A 13,372-nucleotide genomic window follows, 5' to 3' on the forward strand; every position below is an offset into this window, starting at 1 on the left:
GCGGCGCCTTGATCCTGCGGTCCCGACGCGAGCCGTGTCAACTATCGTGGCATTCCGTGCCTGTTGACGGCTTAAATTGGCCACAGTTGTGGCGAGACCTGGATGTGAGTTCGAACCTACGGGTAATGTCCGTCGGGTTCACGGCAACGGCTTGTGAAAAGCCGGTGAGAAACGTAGGAGATCTGTCGGTGACGGATGGCTTCGAGGGTCCGGGCACCACGGCGACCGCTGCGCTGCCGGCCGTCGTCGCTCGCGTCGCCGCGCTCGCCGACCGCCTCGGCGTCGCGCACACGGAGGTCTTCGACGTCGGCCGCCTCTCCGCCGCGTCCGGAGTGCCGCAGCCGGTGGTCAGAGACCTGCTCAACGGTCGCCCGGCGGGCGAACCCGACGTCCAGGCCCGCTTCCTCCAGCGCCTGGGCCTGCTGCGCCGCACCCGCCTGAAGCCCAACGGCCGCAAGTACACCCAGCAGGAGATCGCCGACGGCGCGGGCATGTCCCGCCAGCAGGCCGGCGCGCTCATCAACGGCGACCGGCGCCCCACCATGGAGCACTGCGACGCCATCCAGCGCTTCTTCCGGGTGCACGCGGGCTTCCTCACCGCCGAGGACCCCGAGGCCCTCACGGGCGCCCTGCAGAGCACCGAGCAGGAGCTGTTGCAGAAGCTCGCCGAGCGGGAGGCGGACGGCGCCGGCGAGGACCCGCTGGAGCGGCTGCTGCAGGACCACGGGGTGCGCGGGATCGCCTGGCGGGCCGCCCAACTGCCCACCGACCAGCACCGTGACAAGGTCGCGGAGTGGCTGGACATGCTCCTGGAGAGCGTCAAGCGGCCCGAGTCGTGAGCCGGGGGAGAACTGTGGGCATCGGCAAGCAGATGCGCCGCCTGTGCGGCGAGTTGGTCGCGGAACTCACGCTGCCCGCGCCCGCGCCGCCGGCGGACCTGTACAGCGCCCTGTGCTCCGCGATGAGCCGCCGACGCGGCCGCCCGGTGCACTACCGTACGGCCGTCTTCCCCACGGCGACGGCCAGCGGCCTGTGGCTCGACATGACCGACCAGGATCTCGTCGTCATCGAGGAACGCACCGCGCCCGACCACCAGTTGGTGATCCTGGGCCACGAGCTGTGGCACATGCAGGCGGGCCACCACGGCCACCACGTCGAGGGCGCCAAGGTCGCGGCCCGGCTCCTGGACGACGGGGCCGACCTGCTGACCACCGTGCGCGCGGTCGCCGCCCGCAGCCACTTCGATCAGGCAGAGGAGCAGGAGGCCGAGGCCTTCGGGCTGCTGCTGGCCAGCAAGTGCCGTACGTGGCTCGCCGGTTCGGGGCTGCGCGGCCCGGTGCAGCGCAACCACCTCGCGGGCCGGATCGGGGCGTCGCTGGGGTATCTGGGGCCGCAGGGCTGAGACGCTACGCGCGGTGACAGTGCGCCGCGCGAGCAACTGCCTTGCCGGCCAGACGCGTTACCGAGCGGCGCATGACCCGCGCGCCCCGCACCCTGGCTGCACCCCGCTCACCGTCACGTCGCACTGCGCTCGCTCGCCTCCCGCAGCTCCGCCTCCGCCGCCCGGCCGTACGCCGTGTCCGGCTGTCCGTCGCAGAGCAGCTCCCGCCAGTGCTCGCGGCTCCAGTCGGCCGGAGCCGTGGCCCGGGTGAACTCCTCGACCAGCGACACGAATCGCCCGGGATCGCTGTGGAAGGGGAAGTGCCCGGCGCCCTCGAAGATCTCCAGGCGGCTGCCCGGCATCGCCTCGTGCGCCCCGTACGCGTGCCGCACGGGCACCACGCTGTCCCGGTCGCCCCACAGCAGCATGGTCGGCATGCCCTCGGTCAGATAGCACCGGTCGAGCATGGTGACGACCTGCCCGCGCCAGTCGACGACCGCGCGCAGGGTCCGTACGAAGGCGTTGCGCGCGGTCTCGTCCGGCAGCGCGTCGACCAGGGTCAGCCACTCGCCCGCGTCCTGTCCCAGGTCGGTATTGAGCAGCTTCATCAGCCGTATCGTCAGGCCGACTTGGAGCCGCATCCCCGGCAGCCGCAGGGACGACAGCATCAGATGCGCGCCCGGCAGGGAGACCAGCCGCAGCAGGGGATTGACCTCGCGCCCCACGCCTCCGGCGCTGACCAGGATCAGCCGCTCGGTGCGCTCGGGGAACTGATAGGCGAACTGCATGGCCACTCCCCCGCCCAGCGAGTGCCCGACCAGGGTCGCCGACTCGATGCCGAGGGCGGTCAGCAGGTCCCGCACCCCGTTGGCGTACGCGGCCACCGAGTAGTCGGCGCGCGGCTTGTCGGAGGCTCCGTGGCCGAGCAGGTCGGGGGCGATGACGGTGTGGGTGCGGGCGAGGTCGGGGATCAGCTCGGTCCAGGTCGCCGAGGAGTCGCCGATGCCGTGGATGAGGACCAGTACGGGGCCCTCGCCCGCCATGCGGAAGGCGCGCCGGTAGCCGTGCACGACGCGGTAGCGCAGTTCGAGTTCGTCGTCGCCCACCGAACGCAGCCGTACGGCGCGCACCGGGCGCCGACGCGGGACGTCGACCACGTGTTCGCCTCCCGTTCCGGGGCCGCGCGGAACACGGCCGAAAGCTCTTTCTCCCAGCGTAGGACCCCTTTCCCACAAGGGATTTCGGGGAGGTTTCGCCTCGGCTAAGCGGGCGAACCGGAAGGCGGCGAAACCCGATTGTCAGTGGTGGACGGCAAGCTTGGGACGAGCGACCGACGACGCCGATCCAGAAGGAGCCGCCCGATGATGCCCACCGCCGTTCTGACCGACCGCGAGCGCACCGCCGTGCAGGCCTACATGCGACTGCTGCACACCGTGCGAGCCGCCTTCGACGCCGACGGCCCGCCCGAGACCCGCCGACCACCCGTCGTCCCGCCCGCCGTCCTCGCGGAGGCGGAACGGGCGCTGGCGGACGCCGGATTGCAGGGCAACGAGGAGGAGTTCTTCCGACTGCTGCAGAGCTGGTGCCCGGGCGGCTAGGGACTGGTGCCCCGTCGGGCGACGGCGCGTCAGGCCGCGGCGTGCGGCACGCTGATCGCCGTCGCCACCAGGCCCCGCTGGACGGTCCAGCGGCCCTCGAAGTGGCTGACGCGCCGTCGGCCGACGAGCGGCCCCGGGACGAGCAGTTCGGCGCGGAAACCGCCGTGCAGGCGTTCGCCGGGGTCGAGGAAGACGTCGATGTCGGCCTCGGTGAACTCCAGCCACTGCCCGGTGAGGGGGAACCACGCCTTGTAGACGGACTCCTTGGCGCTGAACAGGAGCCGGTCCCAGTGGACGCCGGGGCGCTCCTGGGCCAGCGCGCGCAGCCGGACCGCCTCCGCGGGCAGGGACACGGCGTCCAGGACGCCCTCGGGGAGCGGTCCGTGGGGTTCGGCGTCGATGCCGAGGGAGGCGAGGTCGCCGGCGCGGACGAGGGCGGCGGCGCAGTAGCCGTCGCAGTGGGTCATGCTGCCGACCAGTCCCGCGGGCCAGCCCGGGGCGCCGCGCTCGCCGGGCACCAGGGGCGCCGGGGGCACGCCGAGCTTCTCCATGGCGCGGCGGGCGCAGGCGCGGACCAGGGCGAACTCGCGACGGCGCTTGGCGACGGCCCGCTCCACCACCGCCGCCTCCTCCGGGTACAGCGGGGCGGGCTCGCTCCCGTCGTCGCCGAACACCTCCACGGCGACCACCTCGGGCGGCAGCAGTTCCTCGATCACCGGGTCCCGGCCTCCTTCGACAGGTCCGACGCGCCCGGGTCGTACGGCAGAATCCGCCGCAGCCTGCCCGGCGGCTGCGACCGCTTGCGCCACTCCCGCGGATAGCCGACCGACACCTCCTCGAAACGGATGCCCTCGTGCCAGGTGGTGCGCGGGATGTGCAGGTGTCCGTAGACCATCGTCGTGACCCGGAAGCGGCGGTGCCAGTCGGCGGTGAGGTCGGTGCCGCACCACATGGCGAACTCGGGGTGCCACAGGACGTCGGTGGGGTGCCGGTCCAGCGGGTAGTGGTTGACGAGGACCGTGGGCAGGTCGCCCGGGATCTCGGCGAGGCGCCGTTCGGTCTCGGCGACCCGCGCCCGGCACCAGGCCTCGCGGCTCGGGAACGGGTCGGGGTGCAGGAGGTACTCGTCGTTGCAGACGATGCCCGTCTTGTACGCGTACTCGAGCCCCTGCTCCTTGGTGACACAGCCGGCCGGGAGGAACGAGTAGTCGTACAGCAGGAAGAGCGGGGCCACGACGACCGGGCCGCCGGGTCCTTCCCAGACGGGGTACGGGTCCTCCGGGGTCGTCACGCCCAGTTCCCGGCACAGGGTGACCAGGTGCTCGTAGCGGGCGGTGCCGCGCAGGGTGACGGGGTCCTTGGGGTGGGTCCACAGCTCGTGGTTGCCGGGCGCCCAGATCACCTTGCGAAAGCGGCTCGCCAGGGTCTTCAGCGCCCAGCGGATGTCGGCCACGGTCTCGGAGACGTCACCGGCCACGAGCAGCCAGTCGTCGTCCGTGTCCGGGCGCATCTCCTCGACGAGGGCGCGGTTCTCGGCGTACCCGATGTGCAGGTCACTGATGGCCAGCAGCTGTCCGGCACCACCGGCCGTCGACGTCACCTCGCGCCCCCTCCGCACGACCGGCGCGTCCCACGCACACCGGTCGGGACCACGACAACATATTCGCGGCGCCGCGACAAGGCGGTCCGGCGCGGACCGCGTCGCCGGCGCGGCACTCCTGATCCGGGTGGGCATGATCGGAAAATCCGTAACACGTACGTTGCACGCCCGGCCTCCGCGAAGCCGTATGATCGCCCCAACACCACCGCCAGGAACTTCCCTTCAAGCAGGGGTTGTTTGGCGACCCTCCCTCCACCCTGCCCGGGCACGGGCCTGCTTTGCCCTGCCCGCGAACCACGAAAGGCGGCCTGCATGGTCTCTCGCGTACGCGTCTGGCTCAACCGCACGTACGCGGAGAACGTGTTCTTCATGGATCAGCTGCGGCGAAATCCCAGCGATCGCGCCGTCGAGATCCATGCGACGCACGGGGACGCGGACTCTCCCGTGCTGGCCGCCGCCGACACCGCCGAGCTGGAGCCCGCGGGCCTGTCCCCGGCCGCCTACGTCGAGTACGCGCTCGACCAGTGCCAGCGTCGTGGCATCGATGTCTTCGTGCCCCGGCTGCACCAGTCGGCGATCGTGGCGCACCGCGCCGACTTCGAGTCGGTCGGCACCGCGCTGCTGGCGCCGCCGCCCGAGGCCGTCGCCGTCTTCCACGACAAGGTGATCGCCTACGAGGCCGTGCAGGCGATCGGCGTGCCCGTGCCGTCGTGGTTCCGCGTCCGCAACGCGGATGAACTCCTCGCCGCCGTCGAGGAGTTGGAGGCCGACGGACACAAGGCCTGCTTCAAGCCGGCGTCCGGTGCGGGCGGGGTGGGCTTCCGGGTCATCACGCGTACGCCGTTCTCGATGATGCATCTGACCGGGTTCCCGAGCTCGTACGTGCCGCTGGATCTGGTGCTCGGCGCGCTGAAGGAGACCGACGAGCCGGTCGACTGGCTGGTGATGCCGCGTCTGGAGGAGCCGGAGGTGTCGGTGGACTGCCTCACCGGTCCCGACAACCGGGTGCGGCTGGCGATCGGCCGGACGAAGAACGGTCGGCGGCGCGGGTTCACGCTGCACGAGCAGTGGCTGGAGCCGGCGCGACGGATCGCGGAGGGCTTCGGGCTGCACTATCTGTCCAACATCCAGTTCCGCATGTTCGGTGACCGCCCGGTGCTGATGGACGTCAACACGCGGCCCGCCGGCGGGCTGCACCAGCTGTCGCTGTGCGGGGTCAACGCCCCTTGGGCCGCGGTGCAGTTGGCGCTCGGCGAGGACCCGGGCGAGGTCGTGCCGCCGTTCCTCGGCCAGGACTACACGGTGGTGTCCGGACCGCGCCAGCTGCGCCCGCTGTCGGTGTCGCACCAGCGGCCGGACGAGGACGAGCAGGCGCCCCTGCCGGCGATGCCCGCGCAGCCGGCCGAGTCGACCGAAGCCGTCGAGGTCGCCCCGCGGTCGGCAGGCAGCCACGCGGGCGCGACCGCGTAGGGCCTGCCCGGTAGATCACGCTCCGCACGCCCGGCCGATCATGGCCCGGACGAACAACTTCATACCGGTCTGGACCAATCGCATCGCAGTACCTTGACACCGCGATTGGTCCATACCAACTTGGGTGACGCACCCCGCTCTGCTCGGTACTCCCGAGTCTGCACTCCCGAACATCCCCCTTACTTCAGGGAGATCGCGTGCGTAACCCACTCAGACGTCCCGGACGTCGACTCCTCGCACTCCTCGGCACCGCCGCTCTCGCGCTCGCCGGAGCCGTCGCCCTGCCGACCACGGCCGAAGCGGCCAACATCCTCCCCAACCCCGGCTTCGAGTCGGGCGCCCTCTCACCCTGGACCTGCACCGGCAACCTGGGCTCGGTCGTCTCCTCCCCCGTCCACGGGGGCACCAAGGCCCTTCAGGGCGCGGTGAGTTCGAGCGACATCGCGCAGTGCAGCCAGACCGTCGCGGTCCAGCCGAACACGACGTACGCGCTCACCGGCTGGGTCCGCGGCTCCTACGTCTACCTCGGCGTGAACGGCGGCGCCTCGACGTGGACCACCTCCCCGTCCGCGTACAGCCAGTTGAGCGTCTCCTTCACCACCGGTGCCTCGCAGACCAGCGCGACGATCTACACGCACGGCTGGTACGCACAGGGCACCTACTACGCCGACGACATCAGCCTGGACGGGCCCGGCGGCAGCAACGACACCCAGGCGCCCACGACTCCCGGCGCGCTCAGCTCCACCGGCAAGACGTCGTCGAGCGTGTCGCTGAAGTGGAACGCCTCGACGGACAACGTGGGTGTCACCGCGTACGACATCTACGCCGGCTCCGGCCAGGTGCTCAGCGTCTCGGGGACGACGGCGACGGTCAGCGGGCTCTCGCCCAGCACCGCCTACACGTTCACGGTCAGGGCGCGCGACGCGGCCGGCAACTCCTCGGCGGCCTCCAACTCCGTGAGCGTCACGACGGACGCGGGGACCGGCACCCCCACCGGGTTCAAGCAGGCCGCGCCCTACCTCTTCGAGGGCTGGGGCGACCCGCCGAGCCCGACCACGGTGATGGCCGCGACCGGCGTCAAGTGGTTCACGATGGCCTTCGTCCTCGACTCCGGCGGCTGCAACCCCGCCTGGGACGGCCAACGGGCGCTGACCGGCGGCGTCGACCAGACGGCGATCAACCAGATCCGCTCGGCGGGCGGTGACATCGTCCCGTCGTTCGGCGGCTGGTCGGGCAGCAAGCTCGGCGCCAACTGCTCCTCCGCGAGCGCGCTGGCGGGAGCGATCCAGAAGGTGATCGACGCCTACGGGCTCAAGGCCGTCGACATGGACATCGAGAACACCGACGAGTTCGAGAACGAGGCCACGCAGGCGAAGATCCTCACCGCCCTGAAGACGGTCAAGGCCAACAACCCCGGCCTGAAGACCATCGTCACCTTCGGGACGTCGACGACAGGGCCGACCTACTACGGCAACCGGCTCATCGAGCAGGCGCAGTCGCTCGGCGCGAACATCGACGTCTTCACCATCATGCCGTTCGACTTCGGCGGCGGCTCGGACATGTACGGCAACACCGTCAACGCGGCGGAGGGCCTGAAGACCAAGCTGAAGTCGACGTTCGGCTGGGACGACGCCACCGCGTACTCCCACATCGGCATCTCCGGCATGAACGGCCTGTCCGACCAGCAGGAGAACACCACGCCCGCGATCTGGACCCAGATCAAGGACTGGTCCAACAGTCACCACATCGCCCGCCTCGCGTTCTGGGCGGTCAACCGCGACCGGCCGTGCCCGGGCGGCGGCGTGGTGAGCAACTGCTCCGGCATCAGCCAGAACAACTGGCAGTTCACCTCGATCACGGCCGGCTTCACCGGCTAGTCCTTGAAAAAGATCGGACGCGTGGGGGTGCCCGCTAGCCCGGGTACCCCCACGCCTTCGCCAACTCCACGAGCCTGGGCGGCAGTTCGGCCGTGGTGTCCGCGGCTCGGGCGGGCTGGATGCGGCCCGACCTGATGGTGCTCGACCAGTCGCCGAGCTGGGGGCGGAAGGTCCCGTGGTCCTTGCTGCCGTAGTCGAGCATGGCGGGTTCCCACGTGACGCCGAGGTGGTCGCACAGCCCGCGCGTGACCTTTTCCGGGTCGGCGGTGAGTTCCTCGTACGTGATGACGTGGGCGGCGTCGAGGCCCAGCCGGGCCTCCTCCAGCTTCTCGGCGTAGCGCAGGACTTCGGCGCGGATGTCCTCGTGGTCCGGGTCCTTGCGGCGGTCGGTCAGGGAGGCGACGACCGCGCCGGGGTGCCGCAGCAGCAGGATGTAGCGGGCGCTTGGCCAACATCGCTGCAGGCGCGGCCAGATGAGGGTGTTGGGCGGGGTCTTGTCGACGATGACGTCCTTGCCGCTGCGGGCGAGTTCCAGGTGCAGCACCCGGTCCCACAGCATGTGCTCCAGCTCGTCCTTGTCGAGCTGGAGGGCCTGCATCGCGTCCGCGCTGAAGGTCCGGCTCAAGTCGACGTGGAGGGTGCGCAGATGCATCTCGTGCGGGGCGCGGATCCGGCTGTGGCTGTTGAGCAGGACCCGTAGCAGCGTCGATCCTGAGCGCACCGAGGAGAGCACGAAGACCGGTGACTCGACCAGGCGCGGTGCGCAGGGGGCGGTGTACGACGGTGTGGCCGAACTCTTCGCGGCCGCCGGGTTCTTCGGGGCCAAGCGAGGTGCGGGCATGGCGTCCAGGCTTCTGCGCGGCGGGCTCACCGCCTCGGCCATGAGCCGTCCCCGGCGCCTGAGGCCCTTGCCTATCGCGGACATTCGCGGCTCACGCACGCTGACACCTTTCTCTCGCCTTACCGGCGCATCTCAGGCGCGGCAGGCGAACTCCAGGTGTCCGGAAAAGGAACACCCCTGGTCAGCGGAGCCTAAACGCGGCCCTTGACCAGGGGACTTACCGTTCTCTTAATTCTCCATGGGAATCAGACCGCCGCGAGAATCAGAACCCGCCCGGCGTCCCGGTACAGCGTCAGAACCTCCCGGCTCCCCGGTACAGCTCCAGCTCCCCGTCCAGCTCGACCGCGAGCACGGTGGCGTACGGGTCGAGGTCCGCCGCGCCGGGCGGGTCGATCCACAGCACGCCGACGGCCTCGTGCAGGCCGCCGACCACCCGATGGGCTAGTTCCGTGCCGCTGCCGAGCACGCTCACCCGGCGGACCTTCGTGGCCAGTCCCCGTACCCCGATCTCGGCGCGCGGGGCGTCGAACAGCGTGAGGTAGAGGGTCAGGCCGTCGGCGGACAGCGTGCTGGGTCCGTAGTGGTGCCCGGCCGGCAGCCCGCGCACGGTCCCGTACACGGCCTCGGAGTGTTTGCGGATCCACTCCCCCAGCCCTTCCAGGCGCTCGACCTGCGGCTGCGGGATGGTGCCGTCCTCCATCGGGCCGACGTCGAGCAGCAGGTTGCCGCCGCCCCCGATGGTCTCGGTGAAGTAGCGGACGAGCTGCGCGAGCGACTTGTGGTGGTGATCGTGGTGCTGGTACCCCCACGAGTCGTTGATCGTCAGGCACAGCTCCCATGGGCCGTCCGGCGGCACGATGGGGGCGCCCTGCTCGGGGGTGGCGTAGTCGCCCTCGCTGAGCATGCGCGCGTTGAAGACGACGTGCGGGGCGTACGACCGTATGAGCGCGGCCAGTTCGGGGATCCGCCACTGCTCCTCGCTGCGGTCCCACTCGCCGTCGAACCACATCAGGTCGGGGCGGTAGCGGGAGGCCAACTCGCGGATCTGGCCGTCCCGGTAGGCGAGGAACCGTTCCCAGGCCGCCAGGTCCTCGTCCTCGGCGGCGACCTCGGAGTAGCGGTTGTCCTCCTGCTCCGGCGGGCGGCCCGGCTTGCGCGTGGAGGCGTAGTCGGGGTGGTTCCAGTCGGAGTGGGAGTAGTAGAAGCCGACCTTGAGGTCCTTCTCGCGCAGGGCCTCGGCGTAGCCGGTCAGGTAGTCCCGGCCGAGGTTGAGGTCGCCGAACTCCGTGTCCCACAGGGCGACTCCGTCATGGTGACGGGTCGTCAGGACCGCGTACTTCGCGCCCGCCCGGGCGAACAGGTCCGCCCAGGCGCGCGGGTCGTACTTCGCGCCGGTGAAGCGCTCCAGCTGGGACATGTACCGGTCGTGCGGCACGATGTCGTCGTAGAACGACCAGGACTCCTGGACGCCGTCGACGGCATAGATGCCCCAGTGCACGAAGATCCCCAACTTGGCGTCGGTGAACCAGGGTTGCATGGCCAAGGTCAGTTCACCCCGGCCCGCTTCAGGCGCAGCGTGAGGATCTGGAAGGGCCGCAGCCCGACCAGGACTCCGCCGTCGTCGACGGACGCGGTCTCCAGGGGGCGCTCCAGGAGGTCGGTCACCTCGGCGCCCGCGAGCGGGAAGCCGGTGCGCAGGACGCCCTGGGCACGGCCGCCGCGCGACTCGTAGAGCCGTACCACGACATCGCCGGACTCGTCGTCGGCGAGCTTGACCGCCTCGACGGTGACGCCTTCGCCGGTCACCGAGACGACCGGTTCCGGTGCGCCCGCCGAATCGGCGATGCGCAGCGGGAGGTTGAGGGCGTAGCCCTCGGCGACCGCGTCCTCGATGCTGGCGCCGGGCAGCAGCGCGTAGGTGAAGCGGTGGCGGCCCTGGTCGGCCCCGGGGTCGGGGACGCGCGGGGCACGAACCAGGGAGAGGCGGACCGTGGTGGTCGTGCCGCCGTCCTCGCGGACCGTACGGGAGACGTCGTGGCCGTAGGTCGAGTCGTTGATGACGGCGACACCGTAGCCGGGCTCGCCGATGTGCACCCAGCGGTGGCCGGAGACCTCGAAACGGGCCGCCTCCCAGCTGGTGTTGGTGTGCGTGGGCCGCTGGACGTGGCCGAAGGCGATCTCCGCGGAGGAGTGCGGGGCGCGGATGTCGACGGGGAAGCCGGCCTTGAGGAACTTCTCGGCCTCGTGCCAGTCGATGTCCGTCTCGAAGTCGATCCGGGGGCTGCCCGCGCGGACCGTGATCGTCTGGGTGATCTTCGAGCCCTTGCCGAAGGAGCGCGTGACGCGGATCGAGCCGAGCAGCGGGTCCTCGTCGGCGATCTCCACGGAGTCGGCGTCCAGCAGGTCCGTGTAGCGGTTCTTATAGTGCTTGTCGACGTCCCAGGCGTCCCAGTAGTTCGGGAGGTCGGTGTGCAGACGCAGCAGGTTGCCCTGCTCGGCGAGGACTTCACGGCCGCCCGCGCGCAGGTCGCGCACGGAGGACAGCGTGCCGTCCTCGGCGACCTCGACCCGGATCAGGCCGTTGTCGAGGACGCGGCCCGTGACGGTCACCGGCTGCGGGGGCTCGGCGTCGGTCAGGGGCGCGCTGCCGCTGCCGGGCACCTCGACGTACGCGGCGACACCCGCGGCCGTCCGCACGACCTCGGCGCGGTCGAAGGGGCCCGCGTTGAACACCCGGGTCCCGTCGGCACCCAGCGCGGCCACCGCCTCGGCGGTCAGCGCCTCCAACTCCTGGGCGACACGCGCGTATTCGGCCTCGGCCTCGCGGTGCACCCACGCGATCGAGGAGCCCGGCAGGATGTCGTGGAACTGGTGCAGCAGGACCGTCTTCCACAGACGGTCGAGCTTCTCGTACGGGTAGGCGTAGTCCGGCGCGTGCAGGGCGGCCGTGGTGGCCCACAACTCGGCCTCGCGCAGCTTGTGTTCGCTGCGCCGGTTGCCCTGCTTGGTGCGGGCCTGCGAGGTGTAGGTGGCGCGGTGCAGTTCCAGGTAGAGCTCGCCGACCCAGACGGGCGCGTCCGGGTACTCCTCGCGGGCCTTGGCGAAGAAGGCGTCGGGGTGCTCGATCTCGACCTTCGCGGAGCCCTCCAGGTTCTTCAGCCGGCGGGCGCGCTCCATGATCTCGCGGGTCGGGCCGCCACCGCCGTCGCCCCAGCCGAAGGGGGCGAGGGAGCGGGTGGCGTTGCCCTTCTCCTGGTAGTTGCGGACCGCGCGGGACATCTCCTCGCCGCTGAAGCGGGCGTTGTAGGTGTCGACCGGCGGGAAGTGGGTGAAGATGCGGGTGCCGTCGATGCCCTCCCACCAGAAGGTGTGGTGGGGGAACTTGTTGGTCTGGTTCCAGGAGATCTTCTGGGTGAGGAACCAGTCGTTGCCCGCGAGCTTGGCGAGCTGCGGGTAGGCCGCGTTGTAGCCGAAGGAGTCGGGCAGCCAGACGCCCTTGGTCTCGACGCCGAAGTGCTCGATGAAGAACCGCTTGCCGTGGATGAGTTGGCGGGCCACCGCCTCGCCGCCCGGCAGGTTGCCGTCGGCCTCGACCCACATGCCGCCGACCGGCGCCCACTGGCCCTTCTTGACGGACTCCTGGATGCGGGCCCACACCTGCGGGTAGTTGTCGCGGACCCACTCGTACTGCTGGGCCTGCGAGCAGGCGAAGATGAAGTCCTCGTACTCGTCGGCCAGCGAGGTGACGTTGGAGAAGGTGCGGGAGGTCTTGCGCTTGGTCTCGCGGATCGGCCACAGCCAGGCCGAGTCGATGTGCGCGTGGCCGACGCCGGAGACGATGTGCGCGCTGGCGTTGGCGGGCTTGGCGAGGACGGGCTTGAGCGCCTCGCGCACGTCGGCCGCCGAGCCTGCGATGTCGTCCAGGTCGAGCAGGTCCATCGCCCGGTCCAGGGCGTGCATGATCTCGTGCCGGCGCGGGTCGTGCTCGCCCAGCTCCAGCATCAGCTCGCGCAGTACCTGGATGTCGAGGTCGAGGTGGAAGACGTTCTCGTCGAGGACGGCGATGTCGGCGCGCTTGAAGGTGTAGAGCGGCTTGTCGCCCGCGGTGAGGACGTCGCCGAGCGGGGTGGGCTCCCTGAAGTCGTTGGCGAGGATGTCCGGGTTGGAGGCGGCCTCGACGAGATAGTCGATCCGCTCGCCGCCGACCGCCGGGTTGGCGATCGCCACGTACTGGTTGAGCGGGTTGACCGCCTTCAGCGGTGTCCCGTCGGTCAGATGGACCAGCGCCTCGGCCTGGTTGCCGGGCCAGTCGCCGACGAAGCCGAGGTCGATGACCGACTCGACGCGCTTCCCGGCCCACTCCTCGGGCACCTGCCCGCGCATCCGGAACCAGGTCGTCCCCCAGGGCGGGCCCCAGGGGGTGTCCATCGCGAAGGGCTCGTACGGGGCGGCCGACGCCTCCTCGAAGGGCACCGGCTCGCCCGGCGCCTGCCAGGCCTCGACCTCGAAGGGGACGGAGGCGGCGTGGATCGCCGGCTTGATGCGCTGGTTGTGGAGGCGCTCGACGCGCTCCTCGATCCGGCGGCGTTCGTCGTGCATGGAAGT

The 13,372-nt window shown here is 70.7% G+C and carries 11 protein-coding genes; 5 read left to right on the forward strand and 6 right to left on the reverse strand.

All coding sequences use genetic code 11. From position 1 onward, the window contains the following. Window positions 1-188 precede the first annotated feature (188 nt). Window positions 189-839 (forward strand): helix-turn-helix domain-containing protein, encoded by a 651-nt coding sequence (locus ACIQI8_RS05565; RefSeq protein WP_402345219.1) that lies wholly within the window; start codon window positions 189-191, stop codon window positions 837-839. A gap of 32 nt (window positions 840-871) precedes the next feature. After that, the gene (locus tag ACIQI8_RS05570) at window positions 872-1,402 is read left to right on the forward strand and encodes a toxin-antitoxin system, toxin component (protein ID WP_402346697.1); all 531 of its coding nucleotides are present in this window, start codon (window positions 872-874) and stop codon (window positions 1,400-1,402) included. 113 nt (window positions 1,403-1,515) lie between these two features. On the opposite strand, the gene ACIQI8_RS05575 is transcribed toward ACIQI8_RS05570, so the two are convergent. Beyond that, window positions 1,516-2,538, reverse strand: coding sequence for an alpha/beta fold hydrolase (locus ACIQI8_RS05575; RefSeq protein WP_402345221.1), 1,023 nt, complete (start codon window positions 2,536-2,538; stop codon window positions 1,516-1,518). Between the two features lie 207 nt (window positions 2,539-2,745). Between ACIQI8_RS05575 and ACIQI8_RS05580 the strand changes: the two genes are divergently transcribed. Further along, entirely contained in the window at window positions 2,746-2,979 is a 234-nt protein-coding gene (locus tag ACIQI8_RS05580) for a hypothetical protein (RefSeq protein ID WP_402346699.1), read from the forward strand. A 29-nt stretch (window positions 2,980-3,008) separates the two neighbouring features. Here the strand turns inward: ACIQI8_RS05580 and ACIQI8_RS05585 are convergent, their stop codons facing one another. Together ACIQI8_RS05585 and ACIQI8_RS05590 are read right to left on the reverse strand one after the other, a co-directional pair. After that, window positions 3,009-3,695 carry a 4'-phosphopantetheinyl transferase gene (locus ACIQI8_RS05585; RefSeq protein WP_402345223.1) on the reverse strand — a complete coding sequence of 229 codons (687 nt, stop codon included), beginning with the start codon at window positions 3,693-3,695 and terminating at the stop codon, window positions 3,009-3,011. Then, complete coding sequence (locus tag ACIQI8_RS05590; RefSeq protein ID WP_402345225.1) at window positions 3,692-4,579, reverse strand: metallophosphoesterase family protein; 888 nt, start codon at window positions 4,577-4,579, stop codon at window positions 3,692-3,694. The genes ACIQI8_RS05585 and ACIQI8_RS05590 overlap by 4 nt, the downstream gene beginning before the upstream one ends. 312 nt (window positions 4,580-4,891) lie before the next feature. Between ACIQI8_RS05590 and ACIQI8_RS05595 the strand changes: the two genes are divergently transcribed. Both ACIQI8_RS05595 and ACIQI8_RS05600 read left to right on the forward strand, forming a co-directional pair. Continuing rightward, entirely contained in the window at window positions 4,892-6,049 is a 1,158-nt protein-coding gene (locus ACIQI8_RS05595) for an ATP-grasp domain-containing protein (protein ID WP_402345227.1), read from the forward strand. Window positions 6,050-6,246: 197 nt separating this feature from the next. Next, entirely contained in the window at window positions 6,247-7,926 is a 1,680-nt protein-coding gene (locus ACIQI8_RS05600; protein ID WP_402345229.1) for a carbohydrate binding domain-containing protein, read from the forward strand. Window positions 7,927-7,960: 34 nt separating this feature from the next. Here the strand turns inward: ACIQI8_RS05600 and ACIQI8_RS05605 are convergent, their stop codons facing one another. The 3 genes from ACIQI8_RS05605 to ACIQI8_RS05615 all read right to left on the reverse strand — a co-directional run bounded on the left by ACIQI8_RS05605 (window position 7,961) and on the right by ACIQI8_RS05615 (window position 13,366). Next, on the reverse strand, window positions 7,961-8,866 hold the full coding sequence (locus ACIQI8_RS05605) for a sulfotransferase family protein (protein ID WP_402345231.1): 906 nt from the start codon (window positions 8,864-8,866) through the stop codon (window positions 7,961-7,963). A gap of 193 nt (window positions 8,867-9,059) precedes the next feature. Beyond that, window positions 9,060-10,310 (reverse strand): alpha-L-fucosidase, encoded by a 1,251-nt coding sequence (locus ACIQI8_RS05610; RefSeq protein ID WP_402345233.1) that lies wholly within the window; start codon window positions 10,308-10,310, stop codon window positions 9,060-9,062. A gap of 2 nt (window positions 10,311-10,312) precedes the next feature. After that, the gene (locus tag ACIQI8_RS05615; RefSeq protein ID WP_402345235.1) at window positions 10,313-13,366 is read right to left on the reverse strand and encodes an alpha-mannosidase; all 3,054 of its coding nucleotides are present in this window, start codon (window positions 13,364-13,366) and stop codon (window positions 10,313-10,315) included. Window positions 13,367-13,372 lie beyond the last annotated feature (6 nt).

The sequence above is a fragment of the Streptomyces sp. NPDC092369 genome, assembly GCF_044755245.1.
Lineage (GTDB): Bacteria > Actinomycetota > Actinomycetes > Streptomycetales > Streptomycetaceae > Streptomyces.